Source organism: Solimonas marina (genome assembly GCF_012241385.1).
GTDB classification, from domain to species: Bacteria; Pseudomonadota; Gammaproteobacteria; order Nevskiales; family Nevskiaceae; genus Solimonas; species Solimonas marina.
In genome coordinates this window covers 249,110-265,552 of record NZ_JAAVXB010000002.1, presented here as the reverse complement: position 1 = coordinate 265,552, position 16,443 = coordinate 249,110, and the positions used below count along the sequence as shown (strand labels likewise).

Sequence of the window (16,443 nt, the reverse complement as noted above, 5' to 3'; positions counted from 1 at the left end):
TGCACCCGGCCACCCATTCCAAACGGATAGATCAATGTTCTTCCGAAATCTACAAACCTATCGAATCGCAGGCCCGTGGACGCTCACGCCGGCGGAGCTCGAAGCGAAGCTCAGTCAGCACCCACTGCTGCCGTGCATGGGACTCAATCCGCAGAGCCGCGGCTGGGTACCGAGCGCCGCTGGCCCGCAGCTTGTCTACGGGCAGGAGCAGCAGATGCTGATCGCGCTCGGCGTCGAGCAGAAGTTGTTGCCGTCGTCGGTCGTCAAGCAAACCGTCGACGAGCGCGCCGCCGAGCTTGAGCAGCGCCAGGGCTTCAAGCCGGGGCGGAAACAGTTGCGCGACCTCAAAGAACAGGTCGTTGCCGAGTTGATCCCGCGCGCACTGCCGAAGCGTCGCTATACCCGCGCGATCATCGACCCGGTGAGCGAGAGGATCATCGTCGACTCGTCGTCGCCGGCGCGCGCTGAGGAATTGCTCGAGGTGCTGCGCGACGCGGTCGATGGGCTAAGCCTCGAGCTGCCGGAGCTGTCGCAGTCGCCCGGCGCGGCGATGACCGCCTGGCTGGCCAGCGGCGAAGCGCCGGGCGCCTTTGCGCTCGATCAGGAATGCGAGCTGCGCGGCAATGACCAGACCAAGCCAACCGTCCGCTATCTGCGCCATTCGCTGGCCACCGAAGAAATCTGCAAGCACATCAGCGAAGGCAAGCTGGCGACGCGCGTCGGCCTGCGCTGGAACGACCGCGTCAGCTTCGTGCTGACCGACAAGTTCGAGGTCAAGAAGCTCAAGTTTGAGGACATCGAACAGGCGCGCGAAGACACCGCGGCGCAGAGCCCCGAAGAGCAGTTCGACGCGGAATTCGCCTTATTCAATGGCGAGTGCCGCGCGCTGCTCTCGGCCATCACCAAAGCACTCGGAGCCTGATCATGGGGAAAGACACCTCCGGCGAAATCGCCAACATCGACCTCGACCTGTTCCGGCGCGTGAGCATGGTTCGCGCGCGCGGCGACGTTCGCTACTACTTAAACGCCGTGCTCGTGCAGCCGCATCAGGATGGCGTTCTCGCTGTGGCAAGCGATGGACACCGCCTGCTCGTCGGCCTTGACCGGCGCGGCATGTGCGCCCGCCCGATCATCGTCGACCTCTCTGCCGATGCGGCGAAGGGCGCAAAGCAAGGCGAACGCCTGTCCTTCGTTGAATCGACTGTCGGCCCGACATTCGTTCAAGCCATTCGCCGACGCCCCGATGAGATCGTCGACAAGCGCTTCGGCGTACGCAATGCAGGCGATGTAATCGACGGCCGACTCGCGAAGCTCGTCGAGGGCAAATTCCCGAACTGGGTGTCGATCATCACCCCCCGCAAGCTCGGCAAGGCGAGCGGATTCGTCGTGAATCCGGTCTACATGCGCGAAATGATGCGCGCAATGCAGTTCAGTCGCTTTTCCGGCGTCGAGGTTCTGATGACCGATGCCGGTGCCAACGGCCCAATCTTCTTTATTCCGGCACGCGCCAACGCAGACATGGAGCTCGTCGGCATCGTCATGCCGATGCTCTTCGACCGCAGCCCAGACCTGCCGTCGTGGATCGGCAACACAGTTGCCGCCGGTCACGAGAAACCTGCAAAGCAGCCAGCAGACCAGCCGGCCGGCGAAGTAACCGCGTAGCCATACCCTTCAGGAGAAGTCCCCGATGAAGAATGTAGTTCAAGACGTCGAGCGCTTCATGCGCGCCGCCGCACAGGAGACGCCGATCGGCCCGATGATGACGCCGACGGCGATGTTGTACTTCGGCAACCCCGATGACCTCGACATCGGCCCGAACGGCCCGATGATCGGCGGCCTCGTCGGCGAAGAGATCGCGGAGCTGGCCGATGCCTGGCTGCGCCGCGACGACGCGCAGATTCTCGATGGCGCGCTCGACACCATCTGGACGATCGTCGCCGGCCTGCGTGCGCTCGGCTTCCCGATTGAGGACGGCTGGGTTGAGGTTGCACGCTCGAACCTGGCGAAGATCGCTGCCGACGGCACGCTCCACCGCCGCGAAGACGGCAAGGTCATGAAGCCCGAAGGCTGGACACCGCCGGATCTGCGCGGCGTGATCGATCAGCACGGCTTCCGCGCGATCGCCGCGATGGCCCGGGCCAACGGCGAGGCGCGGTCATGATCCGCCAGCCCGTCACATCATCGAACCTGAAGTCCGTCGGCTACGACGCGAGTGCGAAGGTGCTCGAAGTCGAGTTCACGAACGGCAGCGTCTATCAGTACGACGGCGTGCCCTCAGAGACGTATTCGGCCCTGCTCGGCGCCGAATCGATCGGCAAGGCGTTCGGCACGCTGATCCGCGGCAAGTTCACGCATCGCCGCATGGAGCAGACGCAGTGAGCACGCTGCCCCGCGACACCAGCGTCTGGCTCGATCAGATCGAGCACGCGCGGCACCAACTGCTGCTGACGATCCGGTCGCGCCCGCTCGACGCTGTGGCCGGTACACGGGCTCAGCAGATCGACGACGACGTGCAGGCGCTGGTCGACGGCGTGATCGATCGGGAGACGCAGGAGGTCAAGGCCAATGGCTGACGGCAGCGGACAGTTTGCATTCGACCTGCATGAGCTGATCGTCGATAGCTTCGCCGGCGGCGGCGGGGCGTCGACTGGCATTGAGCGCGCGCTCGGCCGCTACGTCGACGTCGCAGTGAATCACGACGGCGAGGCCCTGGCCATGCACGCCGTGAATCACCCGCAGACCGAGCACATCCGGGAGGACGTGTGGAAGGTCGACCCGCGCGGCGCGATCGGATACCGACAGATCGGCCTGCTGTGGGCGTCCCCGGACTGCAAGCACTTCTCGAAGGCGAAGGGCGGGAAGCCGGTCAGCAAGCGCATTCGAGGCCTCGCTGGCGTCGTCGTGAAGTGGGCGCGGCACTGCAAGCCGCGCGTGATCATGCTGGAGAACGTCGAAGAGTTTCAGACCTGGGGGCCGCTCAAGCGCATCGACGGACAGTGGTTCCCTGATCCGGCGCGCAAGGGCGTCACGTTCGATTTGTTCGTCGCGAAGCTGCGCAGGCTCGGCTACAAGGTCGAGTGGCGCCAGCTCCGCGCATGCGACTACGGCGCGCCGACGATCCGCAAGCGCCTGTTCCTGATCGCCCGCCGCGATGGCCTGCCGATCATCTGGCCGAAGCCGACGCACGGCAAGGGCCTGATCCCGTACCGCACGGCTGCCGAGTGCATCGACTGGTCTATCCCTTGCCCGTCGATCTTCGAACGCAAGCGACCACTCGCCGAGGCAACGATGAAGCGCATCGCGCGCGGCATCATGCGCTACGTCGTCGACGCGCCGAATCCGTTCATCGTGCCGATCGCGAACTACGGCAGCGGCACACGGGTGAACAGCGCGGATGAGCCACTGACCACGGTGACGGCGAACCCGAAGGGCGGCGCACATGCGGTCGTGGTGCCCACGTTGGTCGGTGTCGGCAGCCGTGCCGGGCAGAGCCGCCCTCGCAGCATGGATGAGCCGACAGCGACCACCAAGACCAAGTACGACACGGCATTGGTCGCCGCCACGCTGATTCAGGCCGCGCATGGTGAAGGCAAAGCGGGCGGCGCACAGCGCTGGGGCAGCGGCGCCCACGATGTCGAAACCCCTGTCGGGACGATTCACGCCGGCGGCGGATCGTTCGCCGCCGTCGCCGCGCACCTGATGCACGTCACCCACCACGGGGATGAGCGAGCACACGATATGGGCGAACCAGTGCCCACCGTAACCGGCGCCCAGCGCGGCGAGCAGGCTCTGATCACCGCACACCTGATGACGAACAACACCGGGCATGCCGGCGCCGCAGCGGATACTCCCGTGCCGACGGTCGCGACTGGCGGCCATCATGCTGTCGTCGCTGCATTCCTCGCGCAGCACAACACCGAGCGAGTCGGCGTAAAGGCTGGAAAGGATGCGCGCGAACCGCTGAGCACGACATGCGCCAGCGGCAGCCACCAATCGGTCGTCACCTCGCATCTGCTGAAGTTGCGCGGTACCTGCAAGGACGGTCAGCCGATCGACGAGCCCATGCCGACCGTCACTGGTGGCGGCACCCATGCCGCGGAGGTCCGCGCCTTCCTCGTCGCCTACTACGGCAACGACAAAGACGGCCAAGGGCTCGATGAGCCGCTGCGCACGCTGCCGACGCGTGACCGCTTCGGCCTCGTCACCGTACGCGGGGAGCTCTACCAGATCGTCGACATCGGCATGCGCATGCTCACCCCGCGCGAGCTGGCCAACGCCCAGGGCTTCCCGCCGGACTACGTCATCGACCGCGGAGCTGACGGCAAGCCGCTCACGAAAACGGCGCAGGTCCGCATGATCGGAAACAGCGTCTGCCCACCGGTCGCCGAGGCGCTGGTTCGCGCCAATTTCGCGCACGAACTGGCGCCTACGCAACGCGCGAGGAAGGCGGCATGAGCGCCACGACAAAGATCGAATGGTGCGACAGCACGTTCAACCCCTGGATGGGCTGCACCAAGGTCAGCCCGGCATGCGATCACTGCTACGCCGAAGCCCGCATGGACAAACGCCTGCACCGTGTCGAATGGGGTGCGGGCAAGCCCCGCAAGCGCACCAGAGCGAAATACTGGCGCGACGTGCGAAAGATGGCTCGCCGGCAGTTCTACGAATGCGGCACATGCGGCTGGCGGGGCGACAACCCGAATACCGCCGGCGGCAGCATCACGGATGGCCTACCGTCTTGTCCCGCATGCGACAGCCTAAACATCGCTGATGCTCGCCGCCGCATCTTCGCGCTCTCGCTTGGCGACTGGCTCGACAACGAAGTGCCGATCGAATGGCTGGTCGACGCCCTCGATGTGATCCGCACGACGCCGGAGTCCGACTGGTTGCTGCTCAGCAAGAGGATCGGCAACTGGCACGCTCGCATCACGCAGGCGCACCAGCACTGCTGGCGCAGCAATTCTGAGTTGGGACTGTGGCTGCAAGAGTGGCTGGCCGGAAACCCGCCCGCGAACGTCTGGATCGGCGCCACGGTGGTCAACCAAGAAGAGGCCGATCGCGACATCCCGAAGCTGCAGCGCGTGCCGGCGGCGATCCGGTTCCTGTCGATCGAGCCGATGCTGAGCGGCGTGGACGTAAGCCGCTACATGTGGCCGGTCTGCGGCTGGTGGCAGGGTCCGTTCAACAGCTACCGCGAAGCGAAAGCTGCAGGCGCAGAGTGCGGATTGAAGCGGCAGGCGTTGGTCAGTGCGGATGCGCGGTTTCTCGACTGGATCATCGCCGGCGGCGAGTCCGGCCCGCATGCCCGGCCGATGCACCCGGATTGGCTCCGCTCGCTGCGCGACCAGAGCGCCGCTGCCGGCGTGCCGTTCCTGTTCAAGCAGTGGGGCGAATGGTACCCCTACTACGATCGCGACAACGACGATCCGGACTGGCGCAACGTTCCCAAGCTGGATAATCAAATGGGGCGCGGCGCAACGCGCTGGATCAATCTCGCCGGCGGACTCGGCTTTCATGGCGATCGCCTGATCGCGGTGCGCAATGTTGGCAAGGCCGCCGCAGGCCGCCTGCTTGATGGCCGTGAGCACAACGAGTTTCCGGCGGTGTTGGCATGAGCATCCGCATCATCACCGGAGACTGCCGCGAAGTGCTGCGTGCGCTGGAGGACGAGTCGATCGACAGCATTGTCACCGATCCTCCCTATGAGCTCGGCTTCATGGGGAAGAAGTGGGACCAAAGCGGCGTCGCGTTCGACCCGAAAACATGGCGCCAAGCGCTGCGAGTGCTCAAACCAGGCGGCCATCTACTGGCTTTCGGCGGCGCGCGAACCTACCACCGTATGGCGTCAGCCATCGAGGATGCCGGGTTTGAGATTCGCGATCAGATCATGTGGATCTACGGCAGCGGCTTTCCGAAGAACTTCGACGTGTCGAAAGCTATTGATAAAGCTGCCGGGGCTGAGCGATCAGAAATCGTCGGCAGCTATCGAGCGCGCGATCTATCGAAGTGCAGCAACAATAGGTTCGGTTCGGTAGATGCCGAAGTTTCGTCGACGATCGTTTCATCGTATGCGCCGGCCACGGCCACAGCCCTGCAATGGCAAGGCTGGGGGACTGCGCTAAAGCCTGCGCATGAACCGATCGTGGTCGCGCGCAAACCATTGTCTAGCACCGTCGCTGCGAACGTACTGGCCTATGGTACCGGCGCCCTGAACATCGACGCGTGCCGGGTCGCGGGCGAGTCCATGCCTCCGAACGCCGGCGCCGGAGGTCTGCCCCGCCGCAGCGAACACGAGCAGCGCGGCGGCGGCTTCGTCTCGCAGCCGCACCAACTCGGCCGATGGCCGGCGAATGTCTTGCACGACGGGAGCGAAGACGTTGTTTCCGCCTTCCCTGACGCGCCAGGGCAAATGGCTGATACGAGTCTCGACGCAAGTGTGCGAAAAACACAGAACGTGTACGGCGCGATGCGTAGCGGCCGCGGACCAGAGCCGTCTGCAGATAGTGCAAACGAAGGATCTGTCGGTTTCAAGATACGCCCGGGCGCGCGCCGGCTAGACGAAGGCAGCGCCGCGCGCTTCTTCTATTGCGCAAAAGCAACGACGGCCGAACGTGGCGAGGGAAATACGCACCCCACTGTAAAGCCAATCGCGCTGATGCGATGGTTGCTTCGTCTCATCACCCCACCAGGTGGAACCGCGCTCGATATGTTCGCAGGCAGTGGAACAACAGGCGTCGCTGCACAGCAAGAACAGTTCGATGCTGTGCTTATCGAGGAAGACCCAGCATACGTGGAAATTATCGTGCGCCGCCTGCGAGCCGATTCCCCTCTGCTGGCCAACATCGAGGTAGCCGCCTGATGACCTCATCCCTGCAAATCGGCCTGATCGCCTACCAAGCGACACCGAACCTCGTCTTCGTGCGGATCCCGAATGAGAAGGGCCGGTGGATGCTGACCGACCGCTGTGTCGCAGAAGTCGACTGCAGCTATTGCGGCAGCGTCGCCGGCGAACCGTGCAAGAACCGCGGCAGCTATTGGGACGGCTCGCCGCTGCGCTACCGCGCCGGCACGCATTCCGCCCGGCGCGATGGCGCGAGGAAGAAACTCGGCTGGGGATACCGGAGCGCCGGCGCCAAACCGAAACTGCGACTTCGGCCGGAAGACATCGAGGCGGCACAGTCAATCGTCGGAGACGAAGGCCAATGACGTGCGTCGCCGCCATCGCCGAGCACGGCCGCGTGTACATGCGCGCCGACTCGTGCACGCACATCGCGAACGGTCAGCATGTCGTCACGCTGCCGGAGCGCAAGATCGCGCGTACCGGGGGCTACCTGATCGGCACCGCTGGCGCCGGCCGGTGGCGGCAGCTCGTGCAGAACGTCTTCGATCCACCGCCGCGACCACCGCGGCAAGATCTGCTCAATTTCTTGGCCAGGGACTTCGCTGATGCCCTGCACTCGCTGTGCGCCGAGTACCACACGACATGGGCCACCGACGGCCGCTCATCTGCGTGCGCGGCGCTGATCGGCGTCGACGGCCGGCTGTTCGTCCTGAGCGGCGATTTCGCCGTCGTCGAGCAGCCGATCGGCTATGCCGCGATCGGCAGCGGCGGCGCCTATGCGCTCGGGGCGCTGCACGCAACCGCCAGGCGGGGACTCAATCCACGCCCCCGTCTCGACGCCGCGCTGAAGGCGGCGGCCGAGTTCTGCGCGACGGTGCGCGGCCCCTTCCGCAGTGCGAGCCTCGGGGAAGCAAGCTGATGTTCTTGACCGATGCGCAGATCGAGCGATTGACGGGCAAGAAGCAGCATGCCGCACAGGCCCGGCAACTGCAGGCGATCGGCCTGAAGTACGCGATGCGCGCTGACGGATCGTTGGTCGTGCTGGAGTCGGCCGTAGAGTCGTTGCTCAATCCGGAAGCCAAGCGCAAAGTCCGCAAAAGTCCAGAACCGAATTGGGAGGCTCTGAGCTGACCCATGCCCCCACGTAAGCGCAACACTGAAAACCGCGGCCTCCCACTTCGTTGGAAGATCCAGCACGGCGCCTACTATTACCGAGTGCCGAAGGGCGTCGAACACCTCTGGGATGGAAAGCAGTTCTTCAGACTTGGCAGCAACCTTGCGGAAGCCTACAAGACTTGGGCCGACCGACTGCAGAAGCCGGATGAGATTACAACCATCGGTGCCCTCCTGGACCGCTATGCGCTTGAAGTGATTCCAGCGAAGGCGGCAGCAAGCCAGGAATCGAATCGGTACGCGTTCAAGCAACTGCGGCCCGCGTTCGGGGAAATGCCGCTGACGCCCTTCCCGCCGAAGCTGGTCTACAAGTACGTCGACAAGCGTTCGGCGAAGATCGCCGCGCACCGCGAGGTCGAAGTGCTAAGCCACGCTTTCACCAAAGCCGTCGAGTGGGGTTTGATCGATCGTCACCCGTTCAAAGGCGAGGTGCGGCTGAAGGGCGAGAAGTCCCGGTCACGCTACGTCGAAGACTGGGAGGTTGAGGAGGCCATGAAGGTCAAGCCCATGCGCAAGCGCGGCAGCGTGCGGGCAATTCAGGCCTACATCGTCATCAAGCTCATGACCGGGATCTCGCAGGGCGACCTGCTGCGCCTACAGCCGAAGCGCGATTTCCGGGCCGATGGCATCCACGTCCTGCGCCACAAGACCAAGAACAGCTCAGGGAAGGCGACGATCTACGAATGGACCCCCGAGCTCCAGCAGGCCGTCGACATCGCCCTCGCCGCGCGTCCGGTCGACATCGCGCCGTGGCTATTCTGCACGCGCACCGGGGACGGTTACATCAACGAGGAGACCGGCAAGCCGGAGGGCTGGAAGTCCATGTGGGCGCGGTTCATGGGCCGCGTGCTCGCCGAGACGGCGGTGAAGGAGCGTTTCACAGAGCACGATCTGCGCGCCAAGGTAGCGTCGGATGCCGATACGCTGGAACGCGCTCGGGCGCTGCTGTCGCATGTTGATGACCGGATTACCAGGCGGGTCTACCGGCGCAAGCCGGAACGCGTGACGCCCCTAAATCGACCCTTCAGAGTCGGTTCGAATGATACAGGTGGCTCTGAATGATACAGACGCCCACAAAAAAGCCCTGCGCTGCAGGGCTGTTTCGTAGGGAAAAATGGCGCGCCCGGAAGGATTCGAACCTCCGACCCCTTAGTTCGTAGCCAAGTGCTCTATCCAGCTGAGCTACGGGCGCGCACTAACTGCTGTGTAATCGATCATGGTCGATTACCGAAATACTGTCCGCTTCGCCTTCGGCGCTGCGGCACGAACCCGGCGGTTTCTCGAGGATTCGAATGCCTCGCGACCTTTCGGGGTCTACAAAACTGGCGGAGTGAGAGGGATTCGAACCCTCGATACGGGATAAACCATATACGCCCTTAGCAGGGGCGCGCCTTCGTCCACTCGGCCATCACTCCGGGACTGCAAGGCCGAGCGACCGCCCGGCTCACTCTCGTGCCGGTCAGCCACCCCGGCAAGGCGCGCAATTCTAACGACCTCGATCGCGAAAGAAAAGCGAAAATTTACATCGAGGTGAAGGACGGCGTGAAGGAGGCTTCCCGCACGCCGCAAAACCACATTCAGGCGGCGGCCGAGACCTCTTCGCTGTCGCCCTCGCGCTTGATGCGCTCGAAAATTTCCTCGCGGTGCACGGCAACGTCACGTGGCGCCTTGACGCCGATCCGGACCTGGTTGCCTTTCACGCCGAGCACGGTCACGACGACATCGTCGCCGATCACCACCGTTTCACCAACACGTCGCGTCAAAATCAGCATGGGAAATCCCTCCATGGAGTCCCTGACAGTTTCTGCCCACCCCACCGGCGAAACCATCCTGACAGGTATACGGCCCCCTGTGGATATCAGGCGACAGACGGCGCCTGTTCCAGGCCGAACGCCTTGTGCAGCGTCCGAACGGCCAATTCAAGATACATCTCTTCGATCACCACGGACACCTTGATCTCCGACGTCGAGATCATGCGGATGTTGATGCCGGCACCCGCCAGCGCCGTGAACATCTTCGATGCGATGCCGGCGTGGCTGCGCATGCCGACGCCGACCAGCGACACTTTGACGATATCGGTCGCCGTATTGACGCCCTTGGCGCCCAGCTCACCAGCCAGTTTGCGGCTGATCTCCAGCGCGCGATCGAAATCGTTGCGATGCACGGTGTAGGTGAAGTCGGTCGTGCCGTCGGCACCGACGTTCTGCACGATCATGTCGACCTCGACGTTGGCGTCGCCGATCGGGCCCAGGATCGCCGCGGCAATACCCGGGCGGTCCGGCACACCGGCCACCGTCAGCTGAGCCTCGTCGCGATTGAACGCGATACCGGAGATGAGTGCGTCTTCCACAGTGCTTTCCTCAAGCGTGATCAGGGTGCCCGGGCCGTCGACGAAGGTCGACAGCACGCGCAGCGGGACCTTGTACTTGCCCGCGAATTCAACCGAGCGGATCTGCAGGACCTTGGAGCCCAGGCTCGCCAGTTCCAGCATTTCCTCGAACGTGATCTTGTCCAGGCGCCGAGCCTTGGGCTCGACGCGCGGGTCGGTCGTGTAAACGCCGTCAACGTCGGTGTAGATCTGGCATTCGTCGGCCTTCAGGGCCGCAGCAAGCGCCACGCCCGTGGTGTCTGAGCCGCCGCGACCCAGCGTCGACACGCTGCCACTGCTCTCGTCGATGCCCTGGAAGCCGGCCACGACCGGCACGATGCCGGCATCGAGGTCAGCGCGCAGGCGGCTGCCGTCGATGTCCTGAATACGCGCTTTCATGTGCGCGCTGTCGGTCTTGATCGGCACCTGCCAGCCCGTATAGGACTTGGCCGCCACGCCGCATTTTTCGAGCGACAGCGCCAACAGTGCGATCGACGCCTGCTCGCCGGTCGCGGCGATCTGATCGAATTCACGCGGGTTGCCGCGCGGCGAAATCGACTTGGCGAGCTTCAGCAGGCGATCGGTCTCGCCGGACATCGCCGAAACGACGACGACCACCTGGTGGCCTTGCTGGCGAAAGCCCGCAACCTTGCGGGCAACGTGCTCGATGCGCTCGACCGAGCCCATCGACGTGCCGCCGTACTTCTGAACGATGAGTGCCATATTGTCTTGTGGGGGATAACAGCCGTCCGTGGCGGCCGGATGCTTATTGGAGCTTGGCTTCGACCCAGGCCGGCACCGAGGCGATGGCGGCCGGCAGCGCGGCGGGTTGCGAACCGCCGGCCTGCGCCATATCCGGGCGACCGCCGCCCTTGCCGCCGACCTGCTGTGCAACGAAATTGACCAGCTCGCCGGCCTTGACCTTGGCGGTCAGGTCCGCCGTGACGCCGGCGATCAGGCTGACCTTGTCGCCAGTGGCGGTACCGAGCAGCACAATGCCGGAGCCGAGCTTGTTCTTCAGTTGATCCATCAGTGTGCGCAGGTCATTGCCGGCCACGCCGTCCAGCGTCGTCGCCAGCAGCTTGACGCCGTTGATCTCCTGCGCCTGACCCGCCAGGTCGCTGCCGGCGCTGGCCGCCAACTTGCCTTTCAGGGCCGCGATGTCCTTGTCGAGCTGCTTGCCGCGTTCGAGCAGTTGCTCGACCTTGGACTCGACATCGTCAACGCCGCCACGCACCAACTCGCCGACCCGCTTGAGGCGCGCTTCGGTCTGGCGCAGATAGCTCAGTACGTTCTCGCCGGTGATCGCCTCGACACGACGGATGCCGGCAGCAACGCCGCCTTCCGACACGATCTTGAACAGGCCGATGTCGCCGGTGCGCGAAACATGCGTGCCGCCGCACAGCTCGGTCGAGAAATTGTTCTCGCCCCGGCCCATCGCCAGCACGCGCACTTCGTCACCGTACTTTTCGCCGAACAGCGCCATCGCGCCGGCCTTGATCGCATCGTCGTACTTCATCACCTGCGCGCTGACCGGCACGTTGGCGAGCACGGCGCGATTGACGCGATCCTCGATCTCGGCGATCTCGTCGGCGGTCAGTGCCGCGTTGTGCGAAAAATCGAAACGGGTCCGCGTCTCGTCGACCAGCGAACCCTTCTGCGCCACATGCGTGCCGAGCACGTCACGCAGCGCGCGATGCAGCAGATGCGTCGCCGAGTGATTGCGCATGGTCGCCCGACGCAGGCTGTCGGTGACCTCGGCCTTGACCGTGTCGCCAAGCTTCAGCGCGCCGGCCTTCAACGTACCGTGATGGCCGAAGACGCTGCCCTTGATCTTCAGCGTGTCGCCAACCTCGAAGCGCGCATCACCCGCACTGAGCGTGCCGCGGTCGCCGACCTGACCGCCGGATTCGGCGTAGAACGGCGTGTTGTCGAGCACTACGACGCCGGATTCGCCGGCAGCCAATGCCTCGACGCTCTGGCCGTCGCGGTACAGCGCCACGACCTTGCCATCGCCGTTGAGACCGTCGTAGCCGATGAAGCAGGTGTCGTCGCCCTCATAGACGAGCGTGCCGGCGGCCTTGAAGCTGCTGGCCGCGCGCGCACGGTTGCGCTGCGCTTCCATCTCGCGCTCGTAGCCGGCCTCGTCCAGCGTCAAGCCGCGCTCGCGCGCGATGTCGGCGGTCAGATCGAACGGAAAGCCGTAGGTGTCGTAGAGCTTGAAGACGACATCGCCGGGAATGGTCTTGTCGGTCAGCTTGCCGATCGCCTCGTCGAGCAGCTTCATGCCCTTGTCGAGGGTCACCGCGAAGCTTTCTTCTTCGGTGCGGATGGTCTTTTCGAGCAGCTCGCGCTTGTCGTTGAGCTCTGGATACGCCCCGCCCATGATCTCGGCGAGCGGCGCCACCAGTTTGTAGAAAAAGGTGTCGTTCAGGCCCAGCTTGTAACCGTGGCGGATCGCACGGCGCATGATGCGACGCAGAACGTAGCCGCGGCCTTCATTGGACGGCAGCACGCCGTCGGTGATCAGGAAGCTGGTCGCGCGGATGTGATCGGCGATGACCTTCTGCGACGCATTCGCGTACGGCGCCTGGCCGGCGAGCCGGGCCACCGCGCCGATCAGATGCGCGAAGGTATCGGTGCGGTAATTGTCGTTATAGCCCTGCAGCAGCGCCGCGATGCGTTCGAGGCCCATGCCGGTGTCGACACTCGGCGCCGGCAGCGGCGCCATCGCGCCGTCGGCGCTGCGCTCGAACTGCATGAACACCACGTTCCAGATTTCGATCCAGCGATCGCCATCTTCCTCCGGCGATCCGGGCGGGCCGCCCCAGATGCCCTTGGAGCCGTCCGGGTCGTGGTCGTAGAAGATTTCGGTGCAAGGCCCGCAAGGGCCGGTGTCGCCCATCGCCCAGAAATTGTCCGAGGCATAGCGCGCGCCCTTGTTGTCGCCGATGCGCACGATGCGATCTGCCGGCACGCCGACCTCGTCGCGCCAGATGCCAAAAGCCTCGTCGTCTTCCTGATAGACGGTGACGAGCAGGCGCCCCTTGTCGATGCCCAGCCAGTCCTTGGAGGTAATGAACTCCCAGGCGTAGGCAATCGCGTCCTTCTTGAAGTAGTCGCCGAAGCTGAAGTTGCCCAGCATCTCGAAGAAGGTGTGATGGCGCGCGGTGTAGCCGACGTTCTCCAGATCGTTGTGCTTGCCGCCGGCGCGCACGCATTTCTGGGAACTGGTGGCACGCGTATACGGTCGCTTGTCCTGACCGGTGAACACGTCCTTGAACTGGACCATGCCGGCGTTCGTGAACAGCAGGGTCGGGTCGTTGCCCGGCACCAACGAGGACGAGGGCACGATCGTGTGCCCCTTGCTCTGGAAGAATTCCAGGAACTTGGCGCGCAGTTCGTTGCTGGTCATCGGCTTACTGCTCATCGGCTGAATGATCCGTGAAAAAGGGTCCGCAAAAGGGGCGATATGGTAAACAAGTGGCCACGCCGCCGCCATCGGCACGCTGTCGGGCCTGCCAATCCATCCGCCACGGCGGGCGGCCGGCGTTTGCGTAGAATCGGCACGCCATGAAGCTCCTGTCGATCCGACCCCTCGCCTTTTTGCTGCTGGCGGTTTGTGCCGCCTGCGCGACCAAACCGCCGGAACCGACGCCCGCGCCGCCAGCACCACCACCCCCACCGCCCAAGGTCGCGCTGGTCCTCGGCGGCGGCGGGGCGCGCGGTTTCGCCCACATCGGGGTGCTGAAAATGCTCGCGGCGCAGGGGCTGAAGCCCGACCTGATCGTCGGCACCAGTGCCGGCAGCGTCGCCGGCGCGCTGTATGCCGCCGGCTACAACGCCTTCGACCTGCAGGAGATGGCGTTCGCGCTCGACCGCGCGACGATCGCCGACTGGTCGATGTTCGGCAAAGGCCTGATCCGCGGCGACGCGCTCGAAAAGTTCGTCAACAAGGCCGTGCGCAACCGGCCGATCGAAGCGCTGGACATTCCGTTCGCCTGCGTCGCCACTCGCCTCGACACCGGCAAGGCGGTGCTGTTCCAGCGCGGCAATGTCGGCGCAGCGGTACGCGCCTCATCGTCAGTGCCGGGCGTCTTCGCACCGGCGGTGATCGACGGCCACGAATACGTTGACGGCGGCCTGGTGGCGCCGGTTCCGATCCAGTACGCCAAGCAACTCGGCGCCGACTTCATCATCGCCGTCGACGTCTCGACGCCGGTCAATCCGAGCGTGGAGCCAAGTGGCAAGCTCGACATTCTGATGCGCACGTTCGAGATCATGGGCCAGTCGATTCGCGCCGCCGAGCTGCCGCAGGCCGACATCGTCATTCAACCGGATCTGACCGGCATCAGTTCGAGCAATTTCGAATCGAAGCAGCAGGCCATCCTGCAAGGCGAGCGCGCGGCACTGGCGGCCATGCCGCAGATCCGCGCCAAGCTCGGCGAGCGCATGTCGCCGCACCTACCGACGACGATTCCGTTCCAGCCGGGCCTGAATCCTACGGCAGGTCCTCGAACGGCTCCGTCCACGCCTCCCCCGGCGCTCGAGTAGCCTTCAGCGCCGCGCGCACCGCGTCGGACGGAAAGCCGTGACTGGCGAGAAAGCGGTATTGTTTCTGCCAGGCCGCAGCATCGGCTGGCGGTGTGCGGAACTTGCGCGCACGCACCTCGGCACAGCGCTCGGTCCAGTCACAGTCTGCGGCCTCGATCGCCGCGCGTGCGTCGGCGTCGGTGACGCCGGCCGACGACAGTTCGGCGCGAATGCGCAGCGGACCATAGCCCTGGGCGATGCGATTGCGCACCAGCATTTCGGCATAGCGCGCGTCAGACTGCCAGCCGGCGTCCTGCATCTTCTCAACCGCCTGCCGCGCAACGTCCGACTCGGCGCCGCGACGCTGCAGCTTGTACGCCAGCTCGGCGGCCGAGTGCTCGCGTCGCGACAACAGTTTCAGCGCGCGGCCACGGGCGGCATCCGCATCGAGCGGCGCCGGCGTGGTGTCGCCGGCGCCACCACGCTTACTTGGCGGCCGCGGCTTCCGCACGGGCGGCGGCCGTGCGCTCGGCACGTTCCGGATTGATCTTGGCGCGGATCGCGTCCTCGATCTCGGTCGCGACCGCGGTGTTCTCGCGCAGGAAGTTGCGCGCGTTGTCCTTGCCCTGGCCGATCTTGTCGCCCTTGTACGAGAACCACGCGCCGGCCTTCTCGACGATGCCGTGCTCGACGCCGAGGTCGATCAGCTCGCCGAGCTTGGAGATGCCCTCGTTGTAGAGGATCTCGAAGTGCGCCTCGCGGAACGGCGGCGCCATCTTGTTCTTGACGATCTTGACGCGGGTCTCGTTGCCGATGACCTCGTCGGACTTCTTGATCGCGCCGGTGCGGCGGATGTCGAGACGCACCGACGAATAGAACTTCAGCGCGTTGCCGCCCGTGGTCGTTTCCGGCGAGCCGTACATGACGCCGATCTTCATGCGGATCTGGTTGATGAACACCACCAGGCACTTGCTGCGCGAGATGTTGCCGGTCAGCTTGCGCAGCGCCTGGCTCATCAGGCGCGCCTGCACGCCAACGATGCTGTCGCCCATCTCGCCTTCGATTTCCGCCTTCGGCACCAGCGCCGCGACCGAGTCGATGACGATGATGTCGACGCTGTTGCTGCGCACCAGCATGTCGCAGATTTCCAGCGCCTGTTCGCCGGTGTCGGGCTGCGAGATCACCAGATCCTCGACCTTGACGCCCAGCTTCTGCGCGTACTGCACATCGAGCGCGTGCTCGGCGTCGATGAACGCGGCCACGCCGCCGGCCTTCTGGCACTCGGCCACCGCGTGCAGCGTCAGCGTCGTCTTGCCCGACGATTCCGGACCGTAGATCTCGACGACACGGCCGCGCGGCAGGCCACCGATCCCCAGCGCCGTATCGAGCGTCAGCGAGCCGGTCGAGATGACCTCGACGTCGCGCAGCTGCTCGCCCGGCGTCATCTTCATGATCGCGCCCTTGCCGAACTGCTTTTCGATCTGCGAAAGCGCGGCTTCGAGGGCCTTCTTGCGGTTATCGTCCATGG

18 protein-coding genes and 2 tRNA genes are annotated in these 16,443 nt (G+C 64.8%); 13 read left to right on the top strand and 7 right to left on the bottom strand.

The window, feature by feature from the left end; genetic code table 11:
• Nucleotides 1–34 precede the first annotated feature (34 nt).
• From G7Y82_RS04355 to G7Y82_RS04300, 12 genes are read left to right on the top strand one after another with little or no spacing between them, the layout of a single operon-like run.
• Nucleotides 35–922 carry a recombination-associated protein RdgC gene (locus G7Y82_RS04355; protein WP_168146798.1) on the top strand — a complete coding sequence of 296 codons (888 nt, stop codon included), beginning with the start codon at nucleotides 35–37 and terminating at the stop codon, nucleotides 920–922.
• 2 nt (nucleotides 923–924) lie between these two features.
• On the top strand, nucleotides 925–1,662 hold the full coding sequence (locus G7Y82_RS04350; protein WP_168146797.1) for a hypothetical protein: 738 nt from the start codon (nucleotides 925–927) through the stop codon (nucleotides 1,660–1,662).
• Between the two features lie 25 nt (nucleotides 1,663–1,687).
• Nucleotides 1,688–2,161 (top strand): pyrophosphohydrolase domain-containing protein, encoded by a 474-nt coding sequence (locus G7Y82_RS04345; RefSeq protein WP_168146796.1) that lies wholly within the window; start codon nucleotides 1,688–1,690, stop codon nucleotides 2,159–2,161.
• On the top strand, nucleotides 2,158–2,379 hold the full coding sequence (locus G7Y82_RS04340) for a KTSC domain-containing protein (protein WP_168146795.1): 222 nt from the start codon (nucleotides 2,158–2,160) through the stop codon (nucleotides 2,377–2,379). The genes G7Y82_RS04345 and G7Y82_RS04340 overlap by 4 nt, the downstream gene beginning before the upstream one ends.
• Complete coding sequence (locus G7Y82_RS04335) at nucleotides 2,376–2,573, top strand: hypothetical protein (protein WP_168146794.1); 198 nt, start codon at nucleotides 2,376–2,378, stop codon at nucleotides 2,571–2,573. The genes G7Y82_RS04340 and G7Y82_RS04335 overlap by 4 nt, the downstream gene beginning before the upstream one ends.
• On the top strand, nucleotides 2,566–4,455 hold the full coding sequence (locus G7Y82_RS04330) for a DNA cytosine methyltransferase (RefSeq protein ID WP_168146793.1): 1,890 nt from the start codon (nucleotides 2,566–2,568) through the stop codon (nucleotides 4,453–4,455). The genes G7Y82_RS04335 and G7Y82_RS04330 overlap by 8 nt, the downstream gene beginning before the upstream one ends.
• A complete protein-coding gene (locus G7Y82_RS04325; protein ID WP_168146792.1) occupies nucleotides 4,452–5,615 on the top strand; it encodes a phage Gp37/Gp68 family protein in 1,164 nt (387 codons plus the stop codon). The genes G7Y82_RS04330 and G7Y82_RS04325 overlap by 4 nt, the downstream gene beginning before the upstream one ends.
• On the top strand, nucleotides 5,612–6,859 hold the full coding sequence (locus G7Y82_RS04320) for a DNA-methyltransferase (RefSeq protein WP_168146791.1): 1,248 nt from the start codon (nucleotides 5,612–5,614) through the stop codon (nucleotides 6,857–6,859). Before G7Y82_RS04325 ends, G7Y82_RS04320 begins: the two co-directional genes overlap by 4 nt.
• A complete protein-coding gene (locus G7Y82_RS04315; protein WP_168146790.1) occupies nucleotides 6,859–7,206 on the top strand; it encodes a zinc finger domain-containing protein in 348 nt (115 codons plus the stop codon). Before G7Y82_RS04320 ends, G7Y82_RS04315 begins: the two co-directional genes overlap by 1 nt.
• 32 nt (nucleotides 7,207–7,238) lie before the next feature.
• Nucleotides 7,239–7,760, top strand: coding sequence for a hypothetical protein (locus G7Y82_RS04310; protein ID WP_168146789.1), 522 nt, complete (start codon nucleotides 7,239–7,241; stop codon nucleotides 7,758–7,760).
• On the top strand, nucleotides 7,760–7,972 hold the full coding sequence (locus G7Y82_RS04305) for a DUF4224 domain-containing protein (RefSeq protein ID WP_168146788.1): 213 nt from the start codon (nucleotides 7,760–7,762) through the stop codon (nucleotides 7,970–7,972). The genes G7Y82_RS04310 and G7Y82_RS04305 overlap by 1 nt, the downstream gene beginning before the upstream one ends.
• Before the next feature lie 3 nt (nucleotides 7,973–7,975).
• Nucleotides 7,976–9,076 (top strand): site-specific integrase, encoded by a 1,101-nt coding sequence (locus G7Y82_RS04300; RefSeq protein WP_206370311.1) that lies wholly within the window; start codon nucleotides 7,976–7,978, stop codon nucleotides 9,074–9,076.
• 53 nt (nucleotides 9,077–9,129) lie between these two features.
• Here G7Y82_RS04300 and G7Y82_RS04295 read toward each other — a convergent pair.
• From G7Y82_RS04295 to alaS, 5 genes are all read right to left on the bottom strand, one after another.
• Nucleotides 9,130–9,206, bottom strand: a tRNA-Arg gene (locus tag G7Y82_RS04295).
• A 131-nt stretch (nucleotides 9,207–9,337) separates the two neighbouring features.
• Nucleotides 9,338–9,429 (bottom strand) — tRNA-Ser (locus G7Y82_RS04290).
• Nucleotides 9,430–9,591: 162 nt separating this feature from the next.
• A complete protein-coding gene (gene csrA, locus G7Y82_RS04285) occupies nucleotides 9,592–9,786 on the bottom strand; it encodes a carbon storage regulator CsrA (RefSeq protein WP_168146787.1) in 195 nt (64 codons plus the stop codon).
• A gap of 86 nt (nucleotides 9,787–9,872) precedes the next feature.
• Nucleotides 9,873–11,105, bottom strand: a complete 1,233-nt coding sequence (locus G7Y82_RS04280; protein WP_168146786.1) for an aspartate kinase — start codon at nucleotides 11,103–11,105, stop codon at nucleotides 9,873–9,875.
• A 43-nt stretch (nucleotides 11,106–11,148) separates the two neighbouring features.
• On the bottom strand, nucleotides 11,149–13,797 hold the full coding sequence (alaS, locus tag G7Y82_RS04275; RefSeq protein ID WP_168147130.1) for an alanine--tRNA ligase: 2,649 nt from the start codon (nucleotides 13,795–13,797) through the stop codon (nucleotides 11,149–11,151).
• Between the two features lie 158 nt (nucleotides 13,798–13,955).
• Here alaS and G7Y82_RS04270 point away from each other — a divergent pair, with 158 nt between their 5' ends.
• Nucleotides 13,956–14,936: a patatin-like phospholipase family protein gene (locus tag G7Y82_RS04270; protein ID WP_168146785.1), complete on the top strand. Its 981-nt coding sequence runs from the start codon at nucleotides 13,956–13,958 to the stop codon at nucleotides 14,934–14,936.
• On the opposite strand, the gene G7Y82_RS04265 is transcribed toward G7Y82_RS04270, so the two are convergent.
• The gene (locus G7Y82_RS04265; RefSeq protein ID WP_168146784.1) at nucleotides 14,884–15,426 is read right to left on the bottom strand and encodes a regulatory protein RecX; all 543 of its coding nucleotides are present in this window, start codon (nucleotides 15,424–15,426) and stop codon (nucleotides 14,884–14,886) included. The two genes, G7Y82_RS04270 and G7Y82_RS04265, sit on opposite strands and share 53 nt — an antisense overlap.
• On the bottom strand, nucleotides 15,401–16,441 hold the full coding sequence (gene recA / locus G7Y82_RS04260) for a recombinase RecA (protein WP_168146783.1): 1,041 nt from the start codon (nucleotides 16,439–16,441) through the stop codon (nucleotides 15,401–15,403). Before recA ends, G7Y82_RS04265 begins: the two co-directional genes overlap by 26 nt.
• Nucleotides 16,442–16,443: the final 2 nt, after the last annotated feature.

What these genes read in the sequence shown, in the direction of transcription:
- recA (WP_168146783.1), bottom strand. Translation starts at nt 16,441, where the DNA reads ATGGACGATAACCGCAAGAAGGCCCTCGAAGCCGCGCTTTCGCAGATC.
- G7Y82_RS04340 (WP_168146795.1), top strand. Translation starts at nt 2,158, where the DNA reads ATGATCCGCCAGCCCGTCACATCATCGAACCTGAAGTCCGTCGGCTAC.
- G7Y82_RS04305 (WP_168146788.1), top strand. Translation starts at nt 7,760, where the DNA reads ATGTTCTTGACCGATGCGCAGATCGAGCGATTGACGGGCAAGAAGCAG.
- alaS (WP_168147130.1), bottom strand. Translation starts at nt 13,797, where the DNA reads ATGACCAGCAACGAACTGCGCGCCAAGTTCCTGGAATTCTTCCAGAGC.
- G7Y82_RS04315 (WP_168146790.1), top strand. Translation starts at nt 6,859, where the DNA reads ATGACCTCATCCCTGCAAATCGGCCTGATCGCCTACCAAGCGACACCG.
- G7Y82_RS04300 (WP_206370311.1), top strand. Translation starts at nt 7,976, where the DNA reads ATGCCCCCACGTAAGCGCAACACTGAAAACCGCGGCCTCCCACTTCGT.
- csrA (WP_168146787.1), bottom strand. Translation starts at nt 9,786, where the DNA reads ATGCTGATTTTGACGCGACGTGTTGGTGAAACGGTGGTGATCGGCGAC.
- G7Y82_RS04270 (WP_168146785.1), top strand. Translation starts at nt 13,956, where the DNA reads ATGAAGCTCCTGTCGATCCGACCCCTCGCCTTTTTGCTGCTGGCGGTT.
- G7Y82_RS04350 (WP_168146797.1), top strand. Translation starts at nt 925, where the DNA reads ATGGGGAAAGACACCTCCGGCGAAATCGCCAACATCGACCTCGACCTG.
- G7Y82_RS04330 (WP_168146793.1), top strand. Translation starts at nt 2,566, where the DNA reads ATGGCTGACGGCAGCGGACAGTTTGCATTCGACCTGCATGAGCTGATC.
- G7Y82_RS04355 (WP_168146798.1), top strand. Translation starts at nt 35, where the DNA reads ATGTTCTTCCGAAATCTACAAACCTATCGAATCGCAGGCCCGTGGACG.
- G7Y82_RS04345 (WP_168146796.1), top strand. Translation starts at nt 1,688, where the DNA reads ATGAAGAATGTAGTTCAAGACGTCGAGCGCTTCATGCGCGCCGCCGCA.
- G7Y82_RS04320 (WP_168146791.1), top strand. Translation starts at nt 5,612, where the DNA reads ATGAGCATCCGCATCATCACCGGAGACTGCCGCGAAGTGCTGCGTGCG.
- G7Y82_RS04280 (WP_168146786.1), bottom strand. Translation starts at nt 11,105, where the DNA reads ATGGCACTCATCGTTCAGAAGTACGGCGGCACGTCGATGGGCTCGGTC.
- G7Y82_RS04325 (WP_168146792.1), top strand. Translation starts at nt 4,452, where the DNA reads ATGAGCGCCACGACAAAGATCGAATGGTGCGACAGCACGTTCAACCCC.